Annotated in this window: 29 protein-coding genes and 1 tRNA gene; 19 read left to right on the top strand and 11 right to left on the bottom strand. The window is 64.6% G+C overall.

All coding sequences use genetic code 11. The features are described 5' to 3' along the window. Positions 1–66: 66 nt before the first annotated feature. A complete protein-coding gene (locus AC56KZ_RS12805; protein WP_497162555.1) occupies positions 67–489 on the top strand; it encodes a CoA-binding protein in 423 nt (140 codons plus the stop codon). Between the two features lie 19 nt (positions 490–508). Beyond that, on the top strand, positions 509–1,117 hold the full coding sequence (locus tag AC56KZ_RS12800) for a glutathione peroxidase (RefSeq protein WP_497162554.1): 609 nt from the start codon (positions 509–511) through the stop codon (positions 1,115–1,117). Between the two features lie 9 nt (positions 1,118–1,126). Here AC56KZ_RS12800 and pabB read toward each other — a convergent pair whose 3' ends face one another. The 3 genes from pabB to AC56KZ_RS12785 are packed head-to-tail and all read right to left on the bottom strand — an operon-like array spanning position 1,127 to position 4,312. Then, on the bottom strand, positions 1,127–2,956 hold the full coding sequence (gene pabB, locus AC56KZ_RS12795) for an aminodeoxychorismate synthase component I (RefSeq protein WP_497162553.1): 1,830 nt from the start codon (positions 2,954–2,956) through the stop codon (positions 1,127–1,129). A 7-nt stretch (positions 2,957–2,963) separates the two neighbouring features. Continuing rightward, positions 2,964–3,542, bottom strand: a complete 579-nt coding sequence (slmA, locus tag AC56KZ_RS12790; protein WP_497162552.1) for a nucleoid occlusion factor SlmA — start codon at positions 3,540–3,542, stop codon at positions 2,964–2,966. A gap of 38 nt (positions 3,543–3,580) precedes the next feature. After that, positions 3,581–4,312: an HAD-IA family hydrolase gene (locus tag AC56KZ_RS12785; protein ID WP_497162551.1), complete on the bottom strand. Its 732-nt coding sequence runs from the start codon at positions 4,310–4,312 to the stop codon at positions 3,581–3,583. 23 nt (positions 4,313–4,335) lie between these two features. On the opposite strand from AC56KZ_RS12785, the gene AC56KZ_RS12780 reads away from it, so the two are divergent. Further along, complete coding sequence (locus AC56KZ_RS12780) at positions 4,336–5,223, top strand: TraB/GumN family protein (RefSeq protein WP_497162550.1); 888 nt, start codon at positions 4,336–4,338, stop codon at positions 5,221–5,223. A gap of 25 nt (positions 5,224–5,248) precedes the next feature. Here AC56KZ_RS12780 and AC56KZ_RS12775 read toward each other — a convergent pair. Continuing rightward, a tRNA-Thr gene (locus tag AC56KZ_RS12775) sits at positions 5,249–5,323 on the bottom strand. 38 nt (positions 5,324–5,361) lie between these two features. Continuing rightward, on the bottom strand, positions 5,362–6,291 hold the full coding sequence (argB, locus tag AC56KZ_RS12770) for an acetylglutamate kinase (RefSeq protein WP_497162549.1): 930 nt from the start codon (positions 6,289–6,291) through the stop codon (positions 5,362–5,364). Positions 6,292–6,460: 169 nt separating this feature from the next. Here argB and AC56KZ_RS12765 point away from each other — a divergent pair, with 169 nt between their 5' ends. Then, positions 6,461–6,670, top strand: coding sequence for a cysteine-rich CWC family protein (locus AC56KZ_RS12765; RefSeq protein ID WP_497162548.1), 210 nt, complete (start codon positions 6,461–6,463; stop codon positions 6,668–6,670). Between the two features lie 10 nt (positions 6,671–6,680). Here AC56KZ_RS12765 and AC56KZ_RS12760 read toward each other — a convergent pair whose 3' ends face one another. Together AC56KZ_RS12760 and AC56KZ_RS12755 are read right to left on the bottom strand one after the other, a co-directional pair. Beyond that, positions 6,681–7,811, bottom strand: coding sequence for an extracellular catalytic domain type 1 short-chain-length polyhydroxyalkanoate depolymerase (locus AC56KZ_RS12760; RefSeq protein ID WP_497162547.1), 1,131 nt, complete (start codon positions 7,809–7,811; stop codon positions 6,681–6,683). A 27-nt stretch (positions 7,812–7,838) separates the two neighbouring features. Beyond that, complete coding sequence (locus AC56KZ_RS12755; protein WP_497162546.1) at positions 7,839–8,252, bottom strand: CopG family transcriptional regulator; 414 nt, start codon at positions 8,250–8,252, stop codon at positions 7,839–7,841. A gap of 141 nt (positions 8,253–8,393) precedes the next feature. On the opposite strand from AC56KZ_RS12755, the gene AC56KZ_RS12750 reads away from it, so the two are divergent. The 4 genes from AC56KZ_RS12750 (at position 8,394) to AC56KZ_RS12735 (ending at position 11,005) form a co-directional block, all read left to right on the top strand. Continuing rightward, a complete protein-coding gene (locus AC56KZ_RS12750) occupies positions 8,394–8,819 on the top strand; it encodes a thioesterase family protein (protein WP_497162545.1) in 426 nt (141 codons plus the stop codon). 2 nt (positions 8,820–8,821) lie between these two features. Beyond that, positions 8,822–9,016, top strand: a complete 195-nt coding sequence (locus AC56KZ_RS12745) for a DUF1289 domain-containing protein (protein WP_497162850.1) — start codon at positions 8,822–8,824, stop codon at positions 9,014–9,016. Between the two features lie 3 nt (positions 9,017–9,019). Continuing rightward, the gene (locus AC56KZ_RS12740) at positions 9,020–9,952 is read left to right on the top strand and encodes an MBL fold metallo-hydrolase (RefSeq protein ID WP_497162544.1); all 933 of its coding nucleotides are present in this window, start codon (positions 9,020–9,022) and stop codon (positions 9,950–9,952) included. A 96-nt stretch (positions 9,953–10,048) separates the two neighbouring features. After that, positions 10,049–11,005: an NAD(P)H-dependent flavin oxidoreductase gene (locus tag AC56KZ_RS12735; RefSeq protein WP_497162543.1), complete on the top strand. Its 957-nt coding sequence runs from the start codon at positions 10,049–10,051 to the stop codon at positions 11,003–11,005. 165 nt (positions 11,006–11,170) lie between these two features. Here the strand turns inward: AC56KZ_RS12735 and AC56KZ_RS12730 are convergent, their stop codons facing one another. Beyond that, entirely contained in the window at positions 11,171–11,794 is a 624-nt protein-coding gene (locus AC56KZ_RS12730) for a hypoxanthine-guanine phosphoribosyltransferase (protein ID WP_497162542.1), read from the bottom strand. 210 nt (positions 11,795–12,004) lie between these two features. Between AC56KZ_RS12730 and AC56KZ_RS12725 the strand changes: the two genes are divergently transcribed. The 9 genes from AC56KZ_RS12725 to AC56KZ_RS12685 all read left to right on the top strand — a co-directional run bounded on the left by AC56KZ_RS12725 (position 12,005) and on the right by AC56KZ_RS12685 (position 18,580). Beyond that, positions 12,005–13,828, top strand: a complete 1,824-nt coding sequence (locus AC56KZ_RS12725; protein ID WP_497162541.1) for an aminopeptidase P family protein — start codon at positions 12,005–12,007, stop codon at positions 13,826–13,828. Position 13,829: 1 nt separating this feature from the next. Beyond that, entirely contained in the window at positions 13,830–14,093 is a 264-nt protein-coding gene (locus AC56KZ_RS12720; protein WP_497162540.1) for a hypothetical protein, read from the top strand. Continuing rightward, entirely contained in the window at positions 14,090–14,833 is a 744-nt protein-coding gene (locus AC56KZ_RS12715) for an MgtC/SapB family protein (protein WP_497162539.1), read from the top strand. Before AC56KZ_RS12720 ends, AC56KZ_RS12715 begins: the two co-directional genes overlap by 4 nt. 28 nt (positions 14,834–14,861) lie before the next feature. Next, positions 14,862–15,440 (top strand): DUF924 family protein, encoded by a 579-nt coding sequence (locus tag AC56KZ_RS12710; protein WP_497162538.1) that lies wholly within the window; start codon positions 14,862–14,864, stop codon positions 15,438–15,440. After that, complete coding sequence (locus AC56KZ_RS12705) at positions 15,440–16,282, top strand: Rossmann-like and DUF2520 domain-containing protein (protein WP_497162537.1); 843 nt, start codon at positions 15,440–15,442, stop codon at positions 16,280–16,282. Before AC56KZ_RS12710 ends, AC56KZ_RS12705 begins: the two co-directional genes overlap by 1 nt. A gap of 31 nt (positions 16,283–16,313) precedes the next feature. Then, on the top strand, positions 16,314–16,691 hold the full coding sequence (locus AC56KZ_RS12700; protein WP_497162536.1) for an MAPEG family protein: 378 nt from the start codon (positions 16,314–16,316) through the stop codon (positions 16,689–16,691). A 136-nt stretch (positions 16,692–16,827) separates the two neighbouring features. Continuing rightward, positions 16,828–17,190, top strand: a complete 363-nt coding sequence (locus AC56KZ_RS12695) for a hypothetical protein (RefSeq protein WP_497162535.1) — start codon at positions 16,828–16,830, stop codon at positions 17,188–17,190. 35 nt (positions 17,191–17,225) lie between these two features. Then, the gene (locus AC56KZ_RS12690; protein WP_497162534.1) at positions 17,226–17,822 is read left to right on the top strand and encodes an alpha-ketoglutarate-dependent dioxygenase AlkB family protein; all 597 of its coding nucleotides are present in this window, start codon (positions 17,226–17,228) and stop codon (positions 17,820–17,822) included. Between the two features lie 182 nt (positions 17,823–18,004). Next, positions 18,005–18,580, top strand: a complete 576-nt coding sequence (locus AC56KZ_RS12685; protein ID WP_497162533.1) for a porin family protein — start codon at positions 18,005–18,007, stop codon at positions 18,578–18,580. Between the two features lie 53 nt (positions 18,581–18,633). Here AC56KZ_RS12685 and AC56KZ_RS12680 read toward each other — a convergent pair whose 3' ends face one another. Then, entirely contained in the window at positions 18,634–19,188 is a 555-nt protein-coding gene (locus tag AC56KZ_RS12680) for an REP-associated tyrosine transposase (protein ID WP_497162532.1), read from the bottom strand. A 31-nt stretch (positions 19,189–19,219) separates the two neighbouring features. Between AC56KZ_RS12680 and AC56KZ_RS12675 the strand changes: the two genes are divergently transcribed. After that, positions 19,220–19,405 (top strand): hypothetical protein, encoded by a 186-nt coding sequence (locus AC56KZ_RS12675; protein ID WP_497162531.1) that lies wholly within the window; start codon positions 19,220–19,222, stop codon positions 19,403–19,405. A gap of 3 nt (positions 19,406–19,408) precedes the next feature. Here the strand turns inward: AC56KZ_RS12675 and ettA are convergent, their stop codons facing one another. Further along, positions 19,409–21,076 carry an energy-dependent translational throttle protein EttA gene (gene ettA, locus AC56KZ_RS12670; RefSeq protein WP_497162530.1) on the bottom strand — a complete coding sequence of 556 codons (1,668 nt, stop codon included), beginning with the start codon at positions 21,074–21,076 and terminating at the stop codon, positions 19,409–19,411. 73 nt (positions 21,077–21,149) lie between these two features. After that, positions 21,150–22,061, bottom strand: coding sequence for an EamA family transporter RarD (gene rarD, locus AC56KZ_RS12665; RefSeq protein ID WP_497162849.1), 912 nt, complete (start codon positions 22,059–22,061; stop codon positions 21,150–21,152). A gap of 164 nt (positions 22,062–22,225) precedes the next feature. Between rarD and AC56KZ_RS12660 the strand changes: the two genes are divergently transcribed. Beyond that, complete coding sequence (locus AC56KZ_RS12660; protein ID WP_497162529.1) at positions 22,226–24,103, top strand: potassium transporter Kup; 1,878 nt, start codon at positions 22,226–22,228, stop codon at positions 24,101–24,103. Positions 24,104–24,137 lie beyond the last annotated feature (34 nt).

The following is a 24,137-nucleotide window of genomic DNA, read 5'->3' as shown; positions in this document are numbered from 1 at the left end:
CGTATTGACGAACGAAACGATGCAAACCTGTTAAGCTGACGGCGAACCCGAATCCTGCGAGCGCCCATGAGAACGATTCCGCAAATCCTGCAAGACAGCAAAACCATCGCCGTCGTCGGCCTGTCCAACAAGCCCGAGCGGGCCAGCTTCGGTGTCGCCGAATACCTGCAACAGCAGGGCTACCGCATCCTCCCCGTGAACCCGCAATACGCGGGCGACGAGATCCTGGGCGAGCGCGTGCATGCCAGCCTGCAGGAAGCGGCCGATGCGATTGCGCCGAGCGGCCAGCGCATCGACATCGTCGACTGCTTCCGCAAGTCGGAAGACATCCTGCCGATCGCGCGTGACGCCATCACGATTCGCGCCGGTTGCCTGTGGATGCAGCTGGAAATCGAACACCAGGCCGCTGCCGACATGGCGCGCGCCGCTGGCCTGGACGTGGTGATGAACCACTGCCTAAAAATTGAGCACCGCAAGCTCGCCGCTTGATTCACTTACTGGACCCATCATGCTGAAAACCGCCCTGTTACCTTTCGCCCTGCCTTTCGCCCTGTTCGCCGCCGTTTCCTCGGCGGCCGCGCAACCGGCCGGCGTCGTGCCGCACCGTCCCGTGGTCACCGCCGGCGCCACGCCGGTGGTCTGCCCGGCCCTGCTCAAGCAGAACTTCAAGCGCCTGCAGGACGAAGCGCCGCAAGACCTCTGCCAGTACGCCGGCAAGGTGGTGCTGGTCGTGAACACGGCCAGCTACTGCGGTTTTACCAAACAGTATGAAGGCCTGGAAAAGCTGTACGCGAAATACAATCCGCGCGGCCTGGTGGTGATCGGCATCCCGTCGAACGATTTCAAGCAGGAGTCGGCCAGCACCAAGGAGATCGCGGACCTCTGCTACAACACCTATGGCGTCAAGTTCCCGATGTTCGCGCCGATGGTGGTCAGCGGCGCCAACGCCAATCCGCTGCACGCGGCGCTGGCCAAGCAGACCGGCCAGGAACCGAAGTGGAATTTCGCGAAATACCTGATCGGGCGCGACGGCAAGATGGTCGAGCATTTCCCGAGCAAGGTGACGCCGGAAGATCCGCAACTGGTCGGGAAGATCGAAAAGGCCTTGGCTTTGTAAAAAGCAGCCTTACAGGTAGGCGTGCAGCGGCCCGCGCAGGGCGTTGCACACCACGATGCCTTCGGCGCGCTCGAGCATGGCGCGCGTGATCACGCGTTCGCTGGCATCCCAGGCGGGCGCGGCCAGCATCACGGCGCGCATCACACCGGGCAGCAGCCCGCAGGACAGCGGCGGCGTGAACCAGCGCCCGCCGATCAGCACGAAGACATTGCTGCGCCCCCCTTCCGTCAATTCCCCCCGCTCGTTGAAGAACAGGGCGTCGAAGGCGCCTTGCGCTTCGGCCTCGCGCCAGGCGGCGTCATAGTTCCCCCGGACCGACGTCTTGTGGCGCAGGAAGACGTCCGTCGAATCGGTCGCCGTGTCGGCCAGCAGCAGGCGTACCGGATCCTGCAGCGGCCTTAATGCCGCGCTCGTGACCGTGAGGTGGTCATGCGCATCGAGCGCCAGGCGCAGGCGGTGCAGGCTGGCGTCCTGCGGCAGGCCGAGGCAGGCGTCGATTACCAGGGTGCGCGCGGCATCCTGGTCGAACGGGCGCTTGAAATACGTGCAGGAAGCGGCAATGCGCGCCAGATGCGCGTCGAGGTGGCGCGGGCCGTCGCGCCAGGACGCCTTGATGGTCTCGAACAGCTCGAATTCGTTGCTCAGACTCGTGAGGAAGCGCGCCTTGAGCTGGCATTCGGCGTATTCCGAGGCCGGCTCGCTGTCGAAGACGATGCCGGCGCCGACGCCCAGTTCGCCGCGCCGGCTGGCGCCGCCCGGCCCGAGAGACAGGGTGCGGATCGGCACCGACAGGCAGAAGTCGCCAAAGGCGCGCTCATCCCGGGGCGGGTCGAACCAGCCGATGGCGCCGGTGTACACGCCGCGCGCATCCGGCTCGAGTTCGTCGATGATTTCCATGGTCCGCCGTTTTGGCGCGCCCGTGATCGAACCGCAAGGGTAGAGCGCGCGCAGCACCTCGGCCAGCGTCGCATCGGCGCGCAGGCGCGCCGTCACCGTGGAGGTCATCTGCAGCACGGCGCCGAAGCGCGTCACGTCGAACAGTTTTGGGACGGCGACGCTGCCGGTGTGCGCGATGCGTCCCAGGTCGTTGCGCAGCAGGTCGACGATCATCAGGTTTTCGGCGCGGTTTTTCGTATCCAGCGCCAGGGACGCGGCGCGCTTGGCGTCGGACGTCTCGTCCTCGCCGGCCGGGGCCGTGCCCTTCATCGGGCGCGCCAGCAGGGTCCCGCCCGCTTCTGCCGCGTCATAGCGCACGAACAGTTCCGGCGACAAGGACAGCACGGCGCCGCCGTCGGGCAGGCCGATCAGGGCGCCGTAGGGCACCGGCTGGCGCGCGCGCAGGCGCGCGTAGAGCGCGAAGATGGAACCGAAAGCATCGAAGCGCAGGCGGTAGGTGTAATTCACCTGGTAGGTGTCGCCGGCGGCGATGTAGTTGCGGATGCGTTCGATCGATTCCACGAAGCGCGCTGCGTCGACGTTCGCTGCAACGCCGCCGATGCCGGCCGGGATGGCGGGCGCGCCGGCGGCGCGCGTGGCCACCCAGGACGCCGCCCCTTGCGCCGTCATGCGCTCGCAGCGTTCGAACAGCAGCACTCGGGCCAGCGGGCCGTCCAGCGGTTTGGCTGGCACGCCGAGCAGGTGCGCACCCAGTTCATACGACAGCAGCGGCACCGCGTACAGGCCGCGCGCCAGGGCCGCTTCCAGCTCCGCCAGCACACCGTCCCAGCCGGCGCCGTCGACACACTGCAGCGTGCCCGCATGGCCCGTGTACAGGCGCGAGCGCGCCTGCGCATGCCCCTCTGGGCTCGCATCGTCGAGCAATGCAAAGACCGTGTCCATGGGAGCCTCAGGCCGCCAGCAGCAGCGACAATTGTACGCCGCTGCCTTCGGACGGGTTCTGGCGGAAGCCGCTCTTGACGTAGCGGTGCCAGCGCCCGGTGACATAGCTCACCAGCAGGCTGGCGCGCGCCGGCACCTCGTCCTCGATGCCGTGGCCCTGGGTCACGGCCAGGCGCAGTGCGCCCTTGCAGGCCAGTTCGACCCTGTCGTAGAACAGGTTCATGCGCGCTTGCAGGCGTTCGTCTTCGCCGACCAGGGCGTCGCCGATCAAGACCCGCGTCATGCCGGGATTGCTGGTGGCGAAAGAGAGCAGCATGGTGAGGATGGCACGGGCCTGGTCGACCCCGCGCTCTTCCTTTTCGACGATCTGGTTGATGACGCCGAACACGCTCGCCTCGATGAAGTCGAGCAGGCCCTCGAACATCTGCGCCTTGCTGGCGAAATGGCGGTACAGCGCCGCCTCCGACACCGCCAGGTGCGCCGCCAGGGCGGCAGTGGTGATCTTGTCGCCTTTCGGCTGTTCGAGCATGGCCGCCAGGGCCTGGAGGATTTGCAGTTTACGCTGGCCCGGCCTGGTGCTTGCCATGGGATCCCGAAGGTGAGTTGGTGAGTGAACGCGGATAATCAGCGCAGCCGGTGCAGCTGCTTCGGCAGCTGCCGCACGGATTTTACTTTGACATCGACATAGTCGGGGCGAATCAATCGCCGCGGCCGCGCTTGGGCCAGGGCGCTGCGTTCCCCGCTGCGCAGGTATTGCGTCACCCACACCGTCGACAGGCCCAGTTGGCGCGCGCTTTTCAGGTTCATCAGCGTGTCTTCGACCAGCACGCAGTCGCGCGCCGCCACGCCATGGCGGCGCAGCAGGCGCGCCAGCATCAGTTTCGACGGTTTCGGGCGCAGCTGGCCATGCACCCGCATCTGCTCGATGGCGATGTGGTGGGCGAAATGGCGGTGCAGGTCCAGGTGCCGCACCACGTGGCGCGAATAATCCCGCGGCGCATTCGTCAGCAGGATCTTGCGGCCCGGCAGGCGCCGCAGCAGGCGGCCCAGGCCGGCTTCGGAGCGCATCATGGCGCGCAGGTCGTGCAGGCTGTGGGTCTCGTGCAGGAAGTGCGGCGCGCTGACGCCGTGGTGGCGGATCATGCCGAGCAGGGTGGCGCCGTAGCGCTTCCAGTAGCCCAGGCGCGCGCTATCGATGCGCTCCTGCGTCACCGGGTTGACGCCGTCGTGCAGCACGCGTGCGATGTACGCGTTCATGTTGGCGCTGATGGCCGGGAAAATCGCGTGCGAGGCGTCGTGCAGGGTATTGTCGAGATCGAACAGCCAGACGAGCTTGGAGGGATTATGATTTGGCACGGTTCCAGACACGGAGAAAAAGTATGCGACGTCCGATTATAGTAGTGTTCCTTAGCCTGTTCCTGATGGCGTTCCAGGCGCTGGCGGCCGAGCGCGGCGCCCTGTTCCAGGTGACGGGCCAGGACCACACGCTCTACCTGTATGGCACCGTCCACGCCGGCCGCGCCGACTTCTATCCGCTCGAGCCGCGCATCCGCGCCGCGATGGCGCAAGCAAGGACGCTGGCGCTGGAAATCGATGCGGCGCGCGACCCGGCCGCGATGCTGGCGGCATTCCAGCAGCACGGCATGTTCGCCGCCGCCAGCCCGGGCATGGCCGGCTTGCCGGAGGCGCGCCGCCGCCGCATCGAGGGCGGCCTGAAGGCGCAGGGCGTCGACCCGGCTGCCGTGGCGCGCATGCGGCCCGGGATGCTGACGATGATGCTCGCCCTGGTCGAGATTGGAAAACTTGGCTACGACCCGGCGCTCGGCGTGGACAGCCATCTGGCGCAATTGGCGCAGGGCGGCAAAACCCGCATCGTCGAACTGGAATCGGTGCAGTACCAGGCGGCGCTGCTGAACCGCTTGCCGCTTGTGGACCAGTGGAAGCTGCTCGAAGAAACGCTGGAGAACATGGCATCCGGGCGCCAGTTGCGCGAGGGGCGCGAGCTGTTCGACGCCTATGAGCGCGCCGACCAGGTGGCGCTGGACCGGATCGCCCTGCGCGTCGACCAGGATGACAGCTTCACCGGAAAATTCATGCGCGACGTGCTGCTCAAGGAGCGCAACGGCCCGATGGCGGACAAGGTGGCTGCGCTGCTGGCGCGCGAGAACAATGCGGTGGTGGCGGTGGGACTGTTGCACCTGCTGGGAAAAAACGGACTGCCCGAATTGCTGCGCCGGCGCGGCGTGAAGGTGGAGCGTCTGTACTGAGGGAGGCAATGCAGGGGGAGGGAGATGGTGCCCTTTACGTGGATTGAACACGTGGCCTCTCCCTTACCAAGGGAGTGCTCTACCACTGAGCTAAAAGGGCGGTACTGATCATGACGGCATGGACGCCGTCACAAAGTTTTAGTGCGAGCGGATCATAGTGCCAAAAGCCTGTTCGGTCAAGACTTCCAGCAATAAAGAGTGCTCGATGCGGCCGTCGATGATGTGCACCGTGTTCACGCCCGACTTGGCCGCGTCCAGCGCCGACGAGATCTTCGGCAGCATGCCGCCGGAAATCGTGCCGTCTTCGAACATCTCGTCGATCTCGCGCGCCGACAGGTCGGTCACCAGGTTGCCGGCCTTGTCCTGCACGCCGGCGATGTTGGTCATCATGATCAGCTTTTCGGCTTTCAGAATTTCCGCGATCTTGCCGGCGACGACGTCGGCGTTGATGTTGTAGGCTTGCCCGTCCTGGCCGAAGCCGATCGGCGAAATGATCGGGATGAAGGCGTCGTCCTGCAGTGCTTTCACGACCGCCGGATTGATGGCGTCGATCTCGCCGACGAAGCCGATGTCGACGAATTCGCCCGGCTTTTCCTTGTCCGGCATGCTCATCTTGCGGGCGCGGATCAGGCCGCCGTCCTTGCCGGTCAGGCCGACTGCCTGGCCGCCGTAGTGGTTGATCAGCATGACGATGTCCTGCTGCACTTCGCCGCCCAGCACCCACTCCACCACTTCCATGGTTTCTTCGTCGGTGATGCGCATGCCTTGCACGAACGTGCCCTGCTTGCCGATTTTTTTCAGGGCGTTGTCGATCTGCGGACCGCCGCCGTGCACCACGACCGGGTTCATGCCCACCAGTTTCAGCAGGATGACGTCGCGCGCGAAGCCGTGTTTCAGGCGTTCGTCGGTCATGGCGTTGCCGCCGTATTTGATGACGATAGTCTTGCCGTGGAAGTTGCGGATGTAAGGCAGCGCCTCGGCCAGGATCTGCGCCTTGATCTGCGGCGAGACCTTGGTCAGGTCATTGTTCTGGTCTTCGGCCGGCAGGGTGGTCAACTGAACGTTCATGGTGAGTCCGAAATGAAAGTGGCGCAGATTTTACAGGCAATAAAGCCGCCTTTGGGGGCATTATGCAGCAATCTTGTTGTATTTTATGGCCAGATTGACTGGAGGTAGCCGCAATGAATGCTGCAGCGATATTACACATGACGAAGGCTTCATGTCGCCGGGGTGCGCCATGAGCCTCTGTTCGCGCTGCGGGGCCAGCTTCGGCTGCGCCATGGCCGATGGCTCCGCCGGCCCCTGCTGGTGCACGGAATTGCCCGCCGTCGTGGCGCTACCGCAGGCGAATGCGGCGGGTGAGGCCGCCGCCTGCTGGTGCCCAACCTGCCTGCGCGGCCACATTGCCGAAGCCGGCATGCCGGCTCCCGGCTCGCCGCGGGAGTAAGCCGCTGCGCTTAACGATGCGTGGCAAAAAAGCGCATCATTTCGCGGCTGGCGTCCGGTCCCTTGCCATCGGTATAGGTACCGCGCGCGCTGCCGCCGGACCAGGCATGGCCGGCGCCGTGGATGACCCAGTGTTCGCCCTGCACCTTGCCGTCGGCCCGCTTGTGCATGGTGCGGGTAAAGGCGTGGCCGTCCGGCACGCGGCCGGGCTCGACCGCCATGGCGTCGGATGCGTCGCGCGCATGCACCATCAATTCGTCGCCATTGGTCGGGTGCACGGTGTGGTCGGCGTCGCCATGGAAGACGATGATCGGGATCGACTGGCCCGGTTTGTTCTGGCGCTGCAACTGGCCTTTCATGGCCGCCAGCGCCGACGGCAGGTCGTGCGCCGAGCCGAAGGGCAGTCCCGAGTGCACGCCGACGGCCGCATACAGTTCCGGATACAGCGTACCCATGATGGTGGCCATCGCGCCGCCGGCCGACAGGCCCGCCACATACACCTGGGCCGGGTCGATCCGGTGCTTGCCCATGACTTCGCGGGTGATGCCGGCGATGATCGACGGCTCGCCCTGGTCGCGCTTCTGGTCGACGTCGCTGAACCAGTTCCAGCAGCGCGAAGCATTCGCCTGGCGCGATTGTGCCGGGTAGACGACGAGGCAATTGAGTTCCTCGGCCAGCACGTTCATCTGGGTGCCGTGGGCGAAGTCGTCCGGGTCCTGGGTGCAGCCGTGCAGCATTACTACAAGCGGTGCGGGCTCGCCCTGGTAGCCGCTCGGCACATACAGTTTATACGTGCGGGTGCCGGCGCTATTCGTAAAACTGCCGTCGCTGAAGCTGCCGGGCAGGGCGACCGCCGGTTCGTTCGCGGCGGCGCCGGCGCCACCGAAATTGCGGCCCAGCTTGGCCAGCATCTCGGCCACGTCGGGCGGCATCCCGGCCGAGGTGGCGCCGTTTGCCTGCGGCATGCCGCGCATCTGCTGCTGGGCCGCCTGGGTCAGGGTTGCCGCGTTTTTCAGGGCATCCTGGATCACCTTGCTGGTGTCGAGCGGGGTGTGCGCGCCCGTCTGCTTGCCCATCAGTTTTTGAGTTGCCGCTCGCATCTGCGCCAGCAGTTTACTATTCATGTTCATGTTCAGTTTCATGTGCTTTTCCTTAGCGTGTTTGGTGAGTTAGCGAATGCGCTCTGCCAATGCGGCTTTTACGGCGCTGCTTGCATGCAGCGCCCCAAGCACCGAAATCGATTCAATCGTTGCCAGCGCCAGTTCGACGCTGACGTCGTTGGCAATACTGGCCATGCCGAGGACCTGGATCTGGAGCCGGACGCCTGCCTGCTGCGCCGTTTCCAGGTCGGACCGCGAATAATGGTGCAAGCCGAGCACCAGGCTGCGGCGGGCGACCGTCTGCCGCACCACCTCGGCATGGGTATTCAACTGGTTGCGGATCGCCGTTCGGATCAGGTCGGTTCGGTTGCTATAAAAACCCTCGCTCACCAGCAGGTCGATCTGGCCCAGGTCGATCATGCCCAGGTTGATCGTAATTTTTTCCGAATCGGCCAGCTTTTGCCGTGGCTCGTTCGTGGTCATACTGTCTCCCGCCATCCTTACGCCATCCTTTCAAAACCATCCTGTTACCATCCACATGGATGGTGAAACCCTGTGGCCAGTGTACCCGTCCCAGATCAGGCGTCAAGCGCGATCCGATTGAATCAGGTAATCTATTTCTCCATGAGTCCAGAATGTCAACCCGGCCTGCGCTTCGAATGGCAGTACACCGTCCCGCCGCGCGCCACTGTGCCGCAGCTTTATCACGACACCCCGTTTTGCCGCGACATGCCAGAGGTGCTGGCGACCGGCTACCTGGTCGGCATGATGGAACTGGCCTGCGTCCACGGGATGCTGCCTTATCTCGACTGGCCGCGCGAACAGAGCCTGGGCACGATGGTCGACTTTCGGCACCTGGCGCCGACGCCGCCCGGCATGACCCTGCGCATCACGGGTGAAGTGGTGGAAGTCGAGGGCATGCGCGTGCGCTTTAAAGTCGAGGCCTGGGACGATGTCGAGCGCATCTGCGAAGGCACGCACGAGCGTTGCGTCATCGATACGGCGCGTTTCAATGCGCGCGTGGCGCGCAAGAAGGGGGACGTGGCATGACGATGCCACCTGAACTGCAAACGCCGGTACCGTCGCCCTGCATCAACCTGTGCGAGATGGACAAGGCGACCGGCCTGTGCCGCGGCTGCCTGCGCACGATCGACGAGATCGTCACCTGGGGCGGCGCCGGCGACGACTATAAACGCGCCGTCTGGCTCGACATCCGGCGGCGCGAGTCGGAACTCGACTTCGGCTAAGCGATGGCATTCTCGCTGCCGGCCACGATGCAGGTCTTCGAGCGCGGCTGGCTGTCGTCGAACAACGTCCTCTTTATTGGTGACACCGGTAGCGACACTGCCCTGGTCGACAGCGGCTACCTGACCCACGCGCTGCAAACGCTGGCGCTGGTGCGCCATGCGCTCGGCGACCGCCCGCTCGCGCGCCTGCTCAATACCCACCTGCACTCGGACCATTGCGGCGGCAATGCGCTGCTGCAACAGGCCTATGCCTGCCACACGGCGATCCCTGCGTCGGACGCGCACAAGGTTGCGCACTGGGACGAAGACGCGCTCAGCTATCGCGCGACCGGCCAGCAGTGCGCCCGTTTCGGTTTCGACGCGGTGTTGCATCCAGGCGAGCGCCTGAGGCTGGGCGACTTGCCCTGGGAAGTGCTGGCCGCCCCCGGCCACGATCCGCATGCGCTGCTCCTGTATTGCGCCAGCCACGGCATCCTGATTGCCGGCGATGCGCTCTGGGAAAACGGTTTCGGGGTGATCTTTCCCGAGCTGGCCGGGGAGCCGGGTTTTGATGAAACGCGCGCAACGCTCGACCTGATCGCCACGCTCGATGCGCGCGTCGTGATTCCGGGCCATGGGCGGGTGTTCGGCGAGGTCGACGCGGCCCTGGCGCGGGCGTATTCGCGGCTCGACTACCTGGCCTCGGATCCGCGCCGCAATGCGGAAAATGCGGTCAAGGTGATGCTGAAGTTTTTATTGCTCGAGCGGCAGGCGATCGCGCTGCGTGCGCTGCCCGCTTTGTTCGCGTCGATTCCGGTGGTGGGCAGCGCGATGCGCCTGATGGGGCAGGAGGTATCGGCGGATGATCCTTACACCGCGCTCGCCACCTGGGCGGTGTCTGCCCTGGTCCGCGCCAAAGCCGCCCGCATCGAAGGCGTTTACCTGGTCGACGCCTGAATTGGAGCAATTTAGAACAATCGATCTAGCACGGTCGTGCTTTTTTGATCCTATAATCAGGCAGACCGTCCCGACAACCACCGCCGAAAGCCGTCCATGCCGCTGCCCTCGATACTGCAAAACCTCTCCTTACCCGTCATCGCCTCGCCGATGTTCATCGCCAGCGGTCCGGCGCTCGTCGCGGCGCAGTGCAAGGCCGGCATCGTCGGCTCCTTCCCGGCCCTGAATGCCCGTCCGGCCGAGCTGCTCGACACCTGGCTGAGCGACCTGCAGCGCGAACTGGCCGATCATGCGGCGGCAAACCCCGGCGCGCGCATCGGTCCGATCGCGGTAAACCAGATCGTGCATGCGTCGAACACGCGCCTCGAGCACGACGTCGAGGTCTGCGTCAGGCACCAGGTGCCGATCATCATTTCCTCGCTGCGGGCGCCGCCGCAAGAAATGCTCGACGCCGTGCACAGCTACGGCGGCATTGTCTTGCACGACGTGGTGTCGATCCGCCACGCACACAAGGCGCTGGAAGCCGGGGTCGATGGCCTGATCCTGGTGGCGGCCGGCGCCGGCGGCCATGCGGGCGCGCTGTCGCCATTCGCGCTGGTGGGAGAGGTGCGCAAATTCTTCGACGGTCCGCTGGCGCTGTCGGGCGCGATCGCCACCGGCGACGCCATTCTCGCCGCACAGGCCATGGGCGCCGATTTCGCCTATATCGGTTCGCGCTGGCTGGCGACCCAGGAATCGAATGTCAGCGCGTCCTACCGCGAGGCCATCGTCGAATCGAGCGCGGCCGACATCGTCTACACCAACCTGTTTACTGGCGTGCACGGCAACTACCTGAAAAAATCGATCGTCAATGCCGGACTCGACCCGGAGGCGCTGCCCGAATCCGACAAGAGCAAGATGAGTTTTGGCGACGGCACGGCGAAAGCCTGGCGCGACATCTGGGGCGCCGGTCAGGGCGTGGGGCTGATGGACGACGTGCCGACCGTGGCCGGGATGGTCGAGCGCCTGCAGCGCGAATACGCGGCGGCGCGCACGCGTATCGGCTTGCGCTAAGTACTCGACCAGAAATAAACGTGAATTTTGGCAAACAGAACCGGAGGCAGCGCAAGGCGGTGAGTGCGCCGCAGTGCGAGCACTGCAAGCGCGAGCCAACGCAGCGATGCGCCGGTTATGGCAGCCAAAAACACGTTTATTTTTGGGTAAGTACTTAAGGCCGGTTCAGGAAGCTTTCACATCCGGAATCGGATACTCCGGCGCCGGGTCGGCGGTATTCAAATCTTCCTGCCGGATCGCGTACAGGGCCGGCAAATTGCGCCAGTAACCGTAGACGTCCATGCCGAAGCCGACCACGAAGGCGTTCGGCAAGGTGACGCCGACGATGTCGGCCTGGACCGGCTTGCTGCGGTTCAGATCCTTGTCCGCGAACACGGCAATGATCACCTCGGCCGCGCCCATGTCGAGCAGGCGCTGCTTCACATGGGCCAGCGTTTCGCCTTCGTCGAGGATGTCGTCGACCACGACGATGGTGCGTCCGGCCACGTCCTGGCGCGGGATCACTTTCCACACAATTTCGCCGCCGCGGTCGTCGTCACCATAGCGGCTGACGTGGATGTAATCGAATTCGAGCGGGAAGCCGAGCTGCGGCAGCAGGGTGCCGGTGAACACGACAGCGCCGCCCATGACGCCGAGGATCAGCGGGAAGGTGGTATTCCCGGCAGCGCCGAAGCGTTCGTTCAGGACGTCTGCGACATGCCGCACGGCGGCCTGCACTTGGTCGGGGCTGACGATCTGGCGCGCGTTGGCCAGCAGCGCACGGGCGCGGGTGTGGTGGAAGTCTTGCATGATTATCGTTCTAGGTATGTTCCAGGATTGTCTCAGTGTCGATTATGCGGCAACTTTGTAACAAACCTACGCGCGCTTGAATTTCTTATGGAACATGGCTCCGGTTGCTCGATGGCCTGATGATGTTTCTACGCAAGATTCGTCCGCGCCATTGTCCGTGTTTGCGGCGTATCATACGTGGCTTGAATAACATCGATGTCAGCCCTGCCCATGAATGAATCCAGCATGCAGTCCCGTGCGGGCCGCGCCGCGCGCCTGGAACAGCTGCGCGCCGCCATGGCACGCCACGCGATCGACGCCTTTGTCCTGCCCTCGAGCGACCCCCACCTGTCCGAATACCTGCCGCGCCGCTGGCAGGGACGCGAATGGATGTCCGGCTTCACCGGGTCGGTCGGCACCTTCATCGCCACGGCCGACTTTGCCGGCGTCTGGACCGATGGGCGCTACTGGACCCAGGCCGAGACCGAACTGGCGGGATCGAACATCGCGCTGATGAAGATTCCGTCGGGCGCCAGCCTGCTGCACATCGACTGGCTGGCCGAGACCATGCAGCCGGGCCAGACGGTGGCGGTCGACGCCCGGGTGCTGGGCCTGGCCGTGGCGCGCCTGTTGAAGAACGCCCTGGAGGCACGCGGCATCCTGCTGCGCACCGACCTCGACCTGCTGGACGAAATCTGGGGCGACCGTCCCGGCTTGCCGACGGACCCGCTCTACGAACACACCGCGCCGCACGCGACGCTGTCCCGCAGCGACAAGCTGGCCGCCACCTGCGCCGCGATGGAAGCGCTGGGCGCCGAGCGCCATTTCATGTCGACGCTCGACGACATCGCGTATTTGTTCAACCTGCGCGGCGCCGACGTCCCCTTCAATCCGGTGTTCGTGGCGCACGCGCTCCTTGCGCGCGACGGTGCGACGCTGTTCGTGGCCGACGGTAAAATTTCCGGGCCGCTGCGCGCGCAACTGCTGGAACAGGGCGTCAGCCTGGCGCCGTATGACGGGGCCGCGGCGGCGCTGGGCGCGCTGCCACCGGATACGTCGCTGCTGCTCGACCCGCGCCGCGTCACCGCCGGCATGCGCGCCGCGGTGCCGCAGAGCGTGCGCGTGATCGAGGCGATCAACCCGACCACGTTTGCGAAATCGCGCAAAACCGAGCTCGAGGCCGCCCACGTGCGCGCCACCATGGAGCAGGACGGCGCGGCGCTGTGCGAATTCTTCGCCTGGCTGGAAAACACGCTGGCCGACCCGGGGCGCGAACCACTGACAGAACTCCTCATCGACGAACAGATTACGGCCGCACGCGCGAGAAGGCCGAATTTTGTCAGCCCGAGCTTCGGCACGATTGCCGGCTTCAATGCCAACGGCGCGATCATGCATTACCGCGCCACGCAAGCGTCGCACGCCGTGATCGAGGGCGACGGCCTGCTCCTGATCGATTCGGGCGGCCAGTACCTGGGCGGCACCACCGACATCACGCGCGTGGTCCCGGTCGGGCAGATTACGCAGGATCACAAGCGCGACTTCACCCTGGTACTCAAAGGGATGATGGCGCTCTCGAACGCCCGCTTCCCGCGCGGCACCCGCGCACCGCTGCTGGACGCCATTGCGCGCGCGCCGATCTGGGCTGCGGGCATCGATTACGGCCACGGCACCGGCCATGGCGTGGGTTATTTCATGAACGTGCACGAAGGACCGCAAGTCATTTCGCCCACCGCCGCGCCCGACCCGCACACGGCGATGGAACCGGGCATGATCACCTCGATCGAGCCGGGCATCTATAAACCGGGGCGCTGGGGCATCCGCATCGAAAACCTGGTGCTCAATGTTCCCGCCGATAGCGGAGAATTCGGCGACTTCCTGCGTTTCGAAACCCTGACCCTGTGCCCGATCGACACCCGCTGCCTGGATCTGGCGCTGCTGCACCCGCATGAACTCCAGTGGCTGAACGGCTATCACGCCCAGGTGCGCGAACGCCTGCTGCCCCATGTCGCCGGCGCCGCGCGCGACTGGCTCGTATTGCGTACCCAGGAGGTCTGAGATGGTGTCCGCCCGCTCCACCCGCGCCAGCTCCGCCGTCGATCGCTTGAAACGCCGTACCGGCGCGAGCGGCTACTCGATGGCGCGCACCGCCGACGGCTTGTTCTACCTGTCCGAGACGCCCGGTTCGCCGCCCTTGTGCGCGCCGCTGGAACTCGACGACTTCGTCCAGTTCGTGAATAAATTGGGGCCGCAGGAGGTCAAGCGCGTCAGCAAGTACGACGTCGCCTTCGAAAAGCAGCTGGTTCGCAAGAAGACGCCATGACGTCCCTGGATTATCTGTCTCCCTACTGGTCGCCGACCGAAATCGCCACCAATGCCGTGATCCTGCTGCACCTGGCCGGCGCGCTGCTGCTGGGCCTGCTGGTCGGCTACGAGCGCTCGTATCACGGCCGCGCCGCCGGCATGCGCACCTATGGACTGGTGTGCATGGCCTCGTGCGCACTGACCATCGTCAGCGGCTATCCCGAAATGTGGTTCGGCGGCCAGACCGGCGCCATCGGCGTGGTCGACCCGACCCGCGTGATGCAGGGCGTGGTGACCGGCATCGGTTTTCTTGGCGCCGGCGTCATCATGCGCGACGGTTTTAATATCAGCGGCCTGACGACGGCCGCCTCGATCTGGAGTTCGTCCGTGATCGGCATCCTGGTCGGCGTCGGTTTTTATCTGGCGGCGATGGGCCTGGCGTTTTTCTCGGCCATGATCATGATTTACCTGAACAAGGTCGAGGCGGTGCTGCCTTCGCGCCGCGCGGTCGCGGTGATGCTGCGCTTTCGCAAAGACTTCCTGCCGCGCGAGGAGGGCTTGCGCGGGGCGGCGCTCGAGCGCGGCTACACGATCGCCGGCAGCTCGCTGACGATCTCCAGCACGCCCGGCGGCCAGGAATGGCGTTTCGTCGCCATCGCCCTGTCGCGCCATAACCGCGCCACGCTCACCGAACTGGCGGCCGAATTATCGGCGTTTGAGGGTGTCGAAGGTTTCCAGCTCTCGCACGCCCGCAATTAAAATGAATTCAAGACTGGGATAGCACGACATGACGCCTCAAGATGTACTCGATTTCTGGTTCCTGCCACGCGACCATGCCGATTATGGCAAGCCGCGCCCGGAGTGGTTCCGCAAGGACCCTGCCTTCGACGCCGAGATCGCCGGCCGCTTCGGCGCGCTCATCGGCCAGGCGGTGGCCGGCGGCCTGCGCGAATGGGATCTGCAAGGCCCCGAAGGCAGGCTTGCGCGCATCCTGGTGCTCGACCAGTTCACCCGCAACGCCTACCGCGACAAGCCGGAAGCCTTTGGCGGCGACTTGCTCGCCCTGAGCGCCGCCGTCGACCTGGTCGACAGCGGCGCCGACCGCCAGCTCACGCCGCAGGGACGCGCCTTTGCCTACATGCCTTTCGAGCATGCCGAGGATGCGCGCATGCAGGAACGCTCGGTCGAGCTGTTCGCGCGCCTGGCCGCCGAACATGAGGGGTTTGTCGAGATGCTCGACTATGCGCACCGCCACCGCGGCGTGATCGCGCGTTTCAAACGCTTCCCGCACCGTAATCCGATCCTCGGGCGCGCCTCGACCGCCGACGAGCTGCACTACCTGGGCCAGCCCGGCGCCGGGTTCTGATGGCCGCAAGCCTGCCTACCCTGAACATCGTCGGCGCCGGCCAGGTCGGCCGTGTGCTGGGCCGGCTGTTTGCCGGCGCCGGCGTGTTCGAGGTGCAGGATGTGCTGACGCGTTCCCCGGCCAGCGCCGCGGGAGCGGTGGCCTTCATCGGCGTCGGCCGCGCCGCCGGTTCGCCCGGCGAGCTGCGCCCGGCCCGCGTCTGGATGCTGGCCGTCGGCGACGACCAGATCGGCCCCGTGTGCACGGCGCTGGCGGGAGCCGGCCTGCTTGCCGGTGCGGTCGTGTTCCACTGCAGCGGCGCCCGCTCGTCCGACGAGCTGCGGCCGGCCAGCGCGGCCGGCGCCCATGTCGCCAGCGTGCACCCGGTGCGCAGCTTCGCCGATCCCGGACTGGTTGCTGCCGCCTTCGATGGCACCTGGTGCGGCATCGAAGGAGACTGCGCTGCGCTGACGTTGCTGGCGCCGGCCTTCGAGGCCATCGGCGCGCGCCTGGTCGCCATCGACCCGGCCGCCAAGACGGTGTACCACGCCGCCTCGGTGTTCGCCTCGAACTACCTGGTGACGGTGCTCGATGCGGCGCTGCGTGCCTATATGGCGGCCGGCATGCCGGAAGCGGCGGCGCGCGCGCTGGCGCAGCCGCTGGCCAGCGAAACCCTGGCCAATGTGTTCCGGCTCGGACCCGCTGCCGCCCTCGGCGGCCCGGTCGCGCGCGGCGATGTCGCCACCGTGGCGCGCCAGCACAAGGCGCTCGCGGCCTGGGACGCGCCGACCGCCGCGCTGTACGACGCCCTGGTCGAGGCCACCACGGCGCTCGCGGCCCGCAAGCGGCGCGGCGAAGAATGAACCGGTTGTTCCCCATGAAAGGAGGACGACGATGATGTTGACTGCCTGGGCCACGCTGGCCATTCTCGGCGTGTATTTCTGGACCGGCGTCATGGCCGGCTGGGCCCGCGTCAAATACAAGGTGGCGGCGCCAATGATGGATGGCCCGCCGGCTTTCCAGAGCGCGCAGCGGGTGCAGGCGAATACCCTGGAACAGTTGCCGATCGTGCTGGCGCCGCTCTGGCTGTGCGCCTTCTACCTGGGCGACACCTGGGCTGCGGGCGGCGGCATGCTCTGGTGCGGGGCGCGCATCCTGTACGCGCTCGGCTATTACCGCGATCCGGCGCGGCGTGAAGCGGGCTTTGTGCTGGGCATGCTGGCCTGCGCGCTGCTGGTCGGCGGCGCCATCGTTGGGCTATTGACACAGTAAATAATGCCCTAAAGCAAATTTTCTCTATCTAGGAATCGACAAAGTTCCCGAAGGGCAATAAGCTCTCCTGTGGAATCCGTCAGGTCCGGTGACTGGAGCGCGTCGCGCCCGGCCGGTTCGCTGCGTAGGAGGCAACATGCTGTTTTTGAAGAGTACCGCGACGACCAGGGCGCCGGGCATTTATGAAGTCGACGTGGCCGCCAAGCCGCCTGGCAAAACCTTTGGCGTCTACCTGGCCACCGATCCGGACCATCCGCCGCAGTCCGTCCTCGACGCGCTGGCCGCGCTCGGCTTCAAGGGCAGTTACCAGAAAAACTACACGCACCGCGACGGCGGCCGCGTGCTCGACCTGCATTTCGAGAAAGACGGCACCGATTTGTTCAAGGGCTGGAAGCCGGAAGAATGCAGCGCCAACCTGGCCGCGCTCGACAGCCTGTTTGCCAAGCTGGACGTCACGCTTACGCCACGGGTGATGACGATGGCCGAGGCCTACGCCTGAGCTCCTTCATGGCGGGTCGTCCTGCTGCCTGACGCATGGACCTGTTCGACTCCCCCGGCACGCTCGTGCCGATTTCCCTGCCCGACGCCGACCTGGCCTGGTTGGCCCAGCTGGCGCTGGCCTGCCCGAACCAGGAAGTGTTCGCGCGCCTGCTGGCCGAGACGCCCTGGCGTGCCGAAACGGTGCTCGTGTATGGCAAGCGCCATCCGCAGCCGCGCTTGAGCGCCTGGTATGGCGACGCCAGCTATACCTATTCCGGCCTGCGCCTTGAACCATCAGCCTGGACGCCCCTGCTGCTGGAACTGCGCGCCGCGGTCGAGGCAGCCTGCGGGCAGCGCTTCAACAGCGTGCTGCTGAACCTGTATCGCAACGAGCGCGACAGCATGGGCATGCACAGCGACGACGAGCCGGAACTGGGCCCGGCGCCCGTCATCGCCTCGCTCAGCTTCGGCGCCACCCGCACCCTGGTGCTGCGGCACAAGCGTGACAAGCAGGTCCTGCGCCTGCCCTTGACCGATGGCAGCCTGCTGCTGATGGCCGGCGCCACCCAGCAGAACTGGCTGCACGGCATCAACAAATCCACCCGTCCCCTTGGCGCGCGCATCAACCTGACATTCAGGTATATCGCTTAATTTTGCGGCATCGTAGGCGATCCTGGCCTTAAAATAACTGAACCATTAGTCAGTTATGTTACATTCGCTTACGAATCTTACGGAAAACCGACTGTGCACCTACCTGTGGCAATGCTATCTTGGACACATCGCGATTCATTGCGCATCGCGAGCCAGTCCACAACGTCATAAAGGATTCTCGTATGAAAAAGCTTATTTTTGCACTGATTGCAGCAAGTACCGCGATGGCAGCCGCCCAGGCCCAGAACATGACGCCACAGCGTGCCTACATCGGCGCCGGCGTGGCCACCGTCGAGAGCGATTATTCGATTCCCGGCGCCACCAATGTCACCAGCAGCGGCTACAAGGGTTCCGGTAAAGTCTTCGGCGGTGTCGAACTCGACCAGACCTTCGGTGTCGAAGCCGGCTACACCGACTTCCGCAAGTCGCGCGCCAACTACAATCGGAATAACGTGAATGGCGTTGCTGTCACCGACGGCTACGGCGCTTACGTGGCCGGCAAGGCGACCATGCCGCTCAACGAGCGCACCGGTCTCTACGGCAAGCTGGGCGTTGCCCACACCAAGCGCGAAATGACCGCCAACACCCCGGGCGTTGCCCGCAAACTGAGCGATAACGCCGTGTATGCTGGCGTCGGCCTGCAGCACGCCGTGAACGAGCAAGTCTCGCTGATCGCCGAGTACGAGCGCTACGGCAAGAAGGCGGACTTTGGTCCGAAGCCGGACGTCCTGACCATCGGCGCCAAGTACAACTTCTAAGCAATTAATTGCTGTCGTAAAAAAAAGGGCCTGCGGGCCCTTTTTCTGTTGTTCTACTGGATAGGCGGCAGCGCCCCGATGCTTGCCGGCCGCGCCATCGCCCAGGGCGGCAAGACCGGCGCCATGTCCGTCTCGCGCGCCGTCAAGCCCGAAGAGACAAAGCGGTGCACCGACGACCAGGGCCAGTCGCAAGCGGATGGGCACAGGCCGTGGCGCACCGGGTTGGTGTGCATGTAGTCGATCAGTGCGGCATAGTCGGCGTCGCCGGCGACGCGGAACTCCTGGTACTGGCGTTCCCAGATGGCGCCTTCAAGCGCGGCGCCGGCGCCGGGGAAAGACTTGCGCAGGGCTTTCGAAAACGCGATTTTTACCGCGCGCCAGCGGCTCGAGCAGTCGTGGTCGCCCGGCGGCAGCGTCCACATCGCGTGGGCATGGTCGGGCAGCACAACCCAGCCGTCGACATGAAACGGGCGCTTTACCCGTGCCTGGCGGATGGCTTCGCCGAAGGCGGAAATATGGTCGGTCAACAGGGTGCTGCCACGGTCGAGCAGACGGACCGTGAAGAAGAAGGTTCCACCAGGAACCCGATTGTCGCGGTAGTGGGTCATGGGCAAAGTGTGCCAATCGAGGAGGCTCGCCATGTCGATTGGCGCAAAAGGGAGGCAGGAACTATTTGCCTCATCAGCAATCGATTCTACACACGACTTTTCATCGACCGCGTTCCATTTCCGCGCGAAAATTAAACCCGACCGTGCGCGCAAAAAAAAGCCCGGCATTGCCGGGCTTGCGCTCCCAAAAGAGCATTCTCGCGCAACGCGCTGGTAACAATCAGGTCGTCAGCGGCTTGTAGCGAATCCGCTTCGGCTTGGCGCCTTCTTCGCCGAGGCGTTTCTTCTTGTCGGCTTCGTATTCCTGGTAGTTACCGTCGAAGAAGGTCACCTGCGAATTGCCCTCGAAGGCCAGGATGTGGGTCGCAATCCGGTCCAGGAACCAGCGATCGTGCGAAATGACCATCACGCTGCCGGCGAATTCCAGTAAGGCGTCTTCCAGCGCGCGCAGGGTTTCCACGTCGAGGTCGTTCGACGGTTCGTCCAGCAGCAGGACGTTGCCGCCTTGCAGCAGCGTCTTTGCCAGGTGCAGGCGTCCCCGTTCGCCACCCGACAGGTTGCCGACGATCTTGTTCTGGTCCGAACCCTTGAAATTGAAGCGGCCCAGGTAGGCGCGCGACGGCATTTCGAAACGGCCGACGCTGAGCATGTCGGCGCCGCCGGTGACGTCTTCGAACACGCTCTTATTGTTGGCCAGGTCGTCGCGGTGCTGGTCGACCAGCGAGATGCGGGCCGTCTGGCCGATGGCGACTTCGCCGCTGTCCGGTTGTTCCTTGCCCGAAATCATCTTGAACAGGGTCGACTTACCGGCGCCGTTCGGGCCGATGATGCCGACGATGGCGCCAGGCGGCACGGTAAACGACACGTTGTCGAGCAGCAGGCGGTCGCCAAAGGCTTTCGAGACGTTCTTGAATTCGATGACTTCGTTGCCCAGGCGTTCCGCGACCGGAATAAAGATCTCCTGGGTCTCGTTGCGCTTCTGGTATTCGAATTCGGACAGTTCGTTGAAGCGCGCCAGGCGTGCCTTCGATTTCGCTTGTCGCGCCTTTGGATTCTGGCGCGACCATTCGAGTTCCTTCTGCAGCGCGCGCTGGCGGGCCGACTCGGTCGACTCTTCCTGCTTCAAACGCGCCTGCTTCTGGTCGAGCCAGGAGCTGTAATTGCCTTTCCACGGGATGCCCGAACCGCGGTCCAGTTCCAGGATCCATTCGGCGGCATTGTCCAGGAAGTAACGGTCGTGGGTGATGCCGACCACGGTGCCCGGGAAGCGCAGCAGGAATTGCTCGAGCCACTCGACCGACTCGGCGTCCAGGTGGTTGGTCGGCTCATCGAGCAGCAGCATGTCGGGCTTGGAGAGCAGCAGTTTGCACAGCGCCACGCGGCGCTTCTCGCCACCCGACAAGACGGCGATCTTGGCATCCCAGGGCGGCAGGCGCAGCGCATCGGCAGCCATTTCCAGCTGCAGGTTCAAATTGCCGCCATCGGACGACGAAATGATCGATTCCAGGCGTTCCTGCTCCTTGGCGAGGGCGTCGAAGTCGGCGTCTTCTTCCGCATAGGCGGCGTACACGGCTTCCAGCTTGGCTTGCGCCTCGAACACTTCACCCAGGCCCGATTCGACTTCCTGGCGCACGGTCTTTTCCGGGTCGAGCTGGGGTTCCTGGGGCAGGTAGCCGATGTTCAGGCCCGGCATCGGGCGTGCTTCGCCCTGGATGTCGGTATCGATGCCGGCCATGATTTTCAGCAAGGTCGACTTGCCCGAGCCGTTCAGGCCCAGCACGCCGATCTTCGCACCCGGGAAGAAGGACAGCGAGATATCTTTCAGGATCTGGCGTTTCGGCGGGACGATTTTGCCCACGCGGTTCATGGTATAGACGTAATTGGCCATTTTTTTTGTCAGTAGAAAATCAAGGTGCACAGGATACGATAGAAGGGCCCCGGGGGGCACCCCTTAGCAGAACTTACTGCGAAACTTTTGGCTGCGGCGCCGGACCGGCCGCAAGCGTGGCGCGGCGATGGCGCAGCAGTCCCTCGCCCGCGAACAGCAGCAGCGCGGTCCAGATCAGCACGAAGCCGACCAGGCGGTCCGCCGTGAACGCTTCCTTGAACAGCAGCACGCCGAGCAGGAATTGCATGGTCGGCGACAGGTATTGCAGCAAACCCAGAATCGACATCGGAATCTGGCGCGCGCCGCTGGCGAACAGCAGCAGCGGGATCGCCGTGATCGGCCCGGCCGCGACCAGCAGCAGGCGCGTCGTGTCGGAGGGGGTATTTACGAAGGTGTTCTGGCCGTTGACGGTTAAATAGACCAGATAGGCGGCGGCGATCGGGAACAGCACCATGGTTTCGAAGGACAGGCCTTCGAGGGGACCCAGTGCCGCGGTCTTGCGCAGCAGGCCGTAGGCGCCGAAGGAGGCGGCCAGGAACAGGGCAATCCAGGGCACCGTGCCGGTCTGCCAGGTCAGCCAGGCCACGCCGAGGGCGGCCAGGCCGATCGCCGTCCACTGCACCGGGCGCAGGCGCTCTTTCAAGATCAGGTAGCCCAGCATGATATTGACCAGCGGATTAATGAAATAGCCGAGGCTGGCCTCGATCACATGGCCGTTGTTGACCGACCAGATATACACCAGCCAGTTTGCGCTGAGCAGCACAGCCGAGGCGACGAAGCTCCAGAACACGCGCGGCTGGCGCACCTGCCCGAGCCAGCGCCACTGGCGCCGCAATCCCAGCACGATCAACAGGAAGGCCAGGCACCACAGCACGCGATGCGCCAGGATCTGCAGCGCCGGCACGTCGTTCAAGGCGTGAAAGTAAATCGGGAACAGGCCCCAGCACAGGAAGGCCAGGGCGGCGGAAAGGATGCCGGTACGCATGGGGAAAGGGAGAATGGGGAGGGAGCGCATTATCTCCGATATGGCAGGGCCCTGCTGGCGCAGCTCTCATTTGCAGAGGTGTATGATGCCTGACGAAATCTACTTGCTAATTTGTTCTCGATCTTTTATGGTGCGGTGCACAAGAACCCAGGAATGGTGCAATTTTGACGTCTGATAATAAAAAGAGCGGCATCGCGGCACTGACCCTGTCCGCCGTCGGTATCGTGTATGGCGACATCGGCACCAGCCCCCTGTACACCCTGCGCGCCATCTTCGACCCCGAACACGGCCTGGCGCTGACGACGCCCAACATCCTCGGCATCATTTCCCTGATTTTCTGGAGCCTGACGATCATCGTCTCGCTCAAGTACGTGACGCTGGTGCTGCGCGCTGATAACCGCAGCGAGGGCGGCATCATGGCCCTGATGGCGCTGGCCCTGAACTCCGTCACGCGCTATTCGCGCTGGCACTTTCCGCTGCTCGTCATCGGCGTGCTCGGCGCCACCATGTTCTATGGCGACAGCGTCATCACCCCGGCCATTTCCGTGCTGGGCGCGATCGAAGGGCTGGAAGTGGCGGCGCCCGGCATGAGCCATTACGTGGTGCCGCTCGCCATCGTCGTGCTGGTGGCGCTCTACAGCGTGCAGCGCCACGGCACCGCCGGCATCGGCCGCTTTTTCGGGCCGGTGATGCTGGTCTGGTTCCTCAGCCTGGCCGCAATGGGGATCGTCAACATCATCGCGTCGCCGGTGATCCTGAACGCGCTCAATCCCTGGCATGCGCTGCGCTTCATGCTCGAGAATCAATTCCTGGCCTTTGTTGCCCTCGGTGCGGTGGTGCTGGCCGTGACCGGCGCCGAAGCGCTGTATGCCGACATGGGGCATTTCGGCAAGCGCCCGATCCGCCTGGCCTGGTTCATGATCGCCTTCCCGGCGCTGACGCTGAATTATCTCGGCCAGGGCGGCTTGCTGATCGCCGACCCGAGCGCGATCGACAATCCCTTCTTCCACCAGCTCGGCACCTGGAGCGTGATTCCCCTCGTGATCCTGTCGACCATGGCCGCCGTGATCGCCTCGCAGGCGACGATTTCCGGCACCTATTCGATGACCAAGCAAGCCATCGCCCTGGGCCTGTTGCCGCGCATGCGCATCCTGCACACCTCGGAAAGCCAGATCGGGCAAATCTATATTCCGGCCGTGAACTGGCTGCAGCTGGCCGTGGTGCTGATTGCCGTGATCGGCTTCGGTTCCTCGGAGGAGCTGGCCGGCGCCTACGGCATCGCCGTCACCGCGACCATGATGGCCACCACCATCCTGACCTTCTTCGTTACCCGCTACCGCTGGAAACTGCCGCTGGTGCTGTGCTTCGGCGCGACCGGCTTTTTCCTGGTGATCGACATCATGCTGTTCTCGTCGACGGCCTTGAAGCTGTTCCACGGCGGCTGGTTCCCGCTGCTGCTGGGCGCGGTGCTGCTGACCGGCATGCTGACCTGGAAGCGCGGCCGCGAGCTGGTCTTCGAGAACCTGGAAAAGCACGCGATTCCGCTCGACGCCTTTTTGCAATCGCTGTTCGTGGGGCCGCCGACGCGCGTGCACGGCACCGCGATTTTCCTGCGCGGCGAAACCGACGGCGTGCCGCATGCGCTGCTGCACAACCTCTTGCATAACAAGGTGCTGCACGAGCGCGTGGTGTTCCTAACGGTGCACATCAAAGAGGAACCCTGGGTGCTGCCGGAAGAGCAGGTGCAGGTGATGGAGCTGGGCCACAACTGCTTCCAGCTGAACGTGTATTACGGGTTCAAGGACGAGCCCGACATTCCGGGCCTGATGGCCTATTGCGCCGAGCTCGGGCTGCCCTTCGAGATGATGGAGACCTCGTTCTTCATCGCCCGCCAGACCGTGGTTTCGGCGCCCGGCGGCGGCATGTCGCCATGGCGCGAACACTTGTTCGTGACGATGTCGCGCAATGCGCGCGGCGCCGCCGACTATTACCAGATCCCAACCAACCGCGTGATCGAACTCGGTACGCAAGTCGAGATCTGATCACGCAGCTAACTGATTATCCTGTTGAGAGAAT

The organism is Telluria sp. LT2P34, from assembly GCF_059685915.1.
The sequence above is the reverse complement of the archived record's forward strand: the minus strand, read 5'-3'. Positions and strand labels throughout refer to the sequence as shown.

Excerpts from the sequence above, each read along its gene's own strand:
- AC56KZ_RS12765 (WP_497162548.1), top strand. The coding sequence starts at position 6,461 with ATGAGCCTCTGTTCGCGCTGCGGGGCCAGCTTCGGCTGCGCCATGGCC.
- AC56KZ_RS12690 (WP_497162534.1), top strand. The coding sequence starts at position 17,226 with ATGGACCTGTTCGACTCCCCCGGCACGCTCGTGCCGATTTCCCTGCCC.
- AC56KZ_RS12740 (WP_497162544.1), top strand. The coding sequence starts at position 9,020 with ATGGCATTCTCGCTGCCGGCCACGATGCAGGTCTTCGAGCGCGGCTGG.
- AC56KZ_RS12680 (WP_497162532.1), bottom strand. The coding sequence starts at position 19,188 with ATGACCCACTACCGCGACAATCGGGTTCCTGGTGGAACCTTCTTCTTC.
- argB (WP_497162549.1), bottom strand. The coding sequence starts at position 6,291 with ATGAACGTTCAGTTGACCACCCTGCCGGCCGAAGACCAGAACAATGAC.
- AC56KZ_RS12730 (WP_497162542.1), bottom strand. The coding sequence starts at position 11,794 with ATGCAAGACTTCCACCACACCCGCGCCCGTGCGCTGCTGGCCAACGCG.
- AC56KZ_RS12780 (WP_497162550.1), top strand. The coding sequence starts at position 4,336 with ATGCGACGTCCGATTATAGTAGTGTTCCTTAGCCTGTTCCTGATGGCG.
- AC56KZ_RS12675 (WP_497162531.1), top strand. The coding sequence starts at position 19,220 with ATGTCGATTGGCGCAAAAGGGAGGCAGGAACTATTTGCCTCATCAGCA.
- AC56KZ_RS12685 (WP_497162533.1), top strand. The coding sequence starts at position 18,005 with ATGAAAAAGCTTATTTTTGCACTGATTGCAGCAAGTACCGCGATGGCA.
- AC56KZ_RS12760 (WP_497162547.1), bottom strand. The coding sequence starts at position 7,811 with ATGAAACTGAACATGAACATGAATAGTAAACTGCTGGCGCAGATGCGA.
- AC56KZ_RS12725 (WP_497162541.1), top strand. The coding sequence starts at position 12,005 with ATGAATGAATCCAGCATGCAGTCCCGTGCGGGCCGCGCCGCGCGCCTG.
- AC56KZ_RS12720 (WP_497162540.1), top strand. The coding sequence starts at position 13,830 with ATGGTGTCCGCCCGCTCCACCCGCGCCAGCTCCGCCGTCGATCGCTTG.
- AC56KZ_RS12745 (WP_497162850.1), top strand. The coding sequence starts at position 8,822 with ATGCCACCTGAACTGCAAACGCCGGTACCGTCGCCCTGCATCAACCTG.
- ettA (WP_497162530.1), bottom strand. The coding sequence starts at position 21,076 with ATGGCCAATTACGTCTATACCATGAACCGCGTGGGCAAAATCGTCCCG.
- rarD (WP_497162849.1), bottom strand. The coding sequence starts at position 22,061 with ATGCGTACCGGCATCCTTTCCGCCGCCCTGGCCTTCCTGTGCTGGGGC.
- AC56KZ_RS12705 (WP_497162537.1), top strand. The coding sequence starts at position 15,440 with ATGGCCGCAAGCCTGCCTACCCTGAACATCGTCGGCGCCGGCCAGGTC.
- AC56KZ_RS12710 (WP_497162538.1), top strand. The coding sequence starts at position 14,862 with ATGACGCCTCAAGATGTACTCGATTTCTGGTTCCTGCCACGCGACCAT.
- pabB (WP_497162553.1), bottom strand. The coding sequence starts at position 2,956 with ATGGACACGGTCTTTGCATTGCTCGACGATGCGAGCCCAGAGGGGCAT.
- AC56KZ_RS12755 (WP_497162546.1), bottom strand. The coding sequence starts at position 8,252 with ATGACCACGAACGAGCCACGGCAAAAGCTGGCCGATTCGGAAAAAATT.
- AC56KZ_RS12800 (WP_497162554.1), top strand. The coding sequence starts at position 509 with ATGCTGAAAACCGCCCTGTTACCTTTCGCCCTGCCTTTCGCCCTGTTC.
- AC56KZ_RS12805 (WP_497162555.1), top strand. The coding sequence starts at position 67 with ATGAGAACGATTCCGCAAATCCTGCAAGACAGCAAAACCATCGCCGTC.
- AC56KZ_RS12695 (WP_497162535.1), top strand. The coding sequence starts at position 16,828 with ATGCTGTTTTTGAAGAGTACCGCGACGACCAGGGCGCCGGGCATTTAT.
- AC56KZ_RS12750 (WP_497162545.1), top strand. The coding sequence starts at position 8,394 with ATGAGTCCAGAATGTCAACCCGGCCTGCGCTTCGAATGGCAGTACACC.
- slmA (WP_497162552.1), bottom strand. The coding sequence starts at position 3,542 with ATGGCAAGCACCAGGCCGGGCCAGCGTAAACTGCAAATCCTCCAGGCC.
- AC56KZ_RS12735 (WP_497162543.1), top strand. The coding sequence starts at position 10,049 with ATGCCGCTGCCCTCGATACTGCAAAACCTCTCCTTACCCGTCATCGCC.
- AC56KZ_RS12700 (WP_497162536.1), top strand. The coding sequence starts at position 16,314 with ATGATGTTGACTGCCTGGGCCACGCTGGCCATTCTCGGCGTGTATTTC.
- AC56KZ_RS12715 (WP_497162539.1), top strand. The coding sequence starts at position 14,090 with ATGACGTCCCTGGATTATCTGTCTCCCTACTGGTCGCCGACCGAAATC.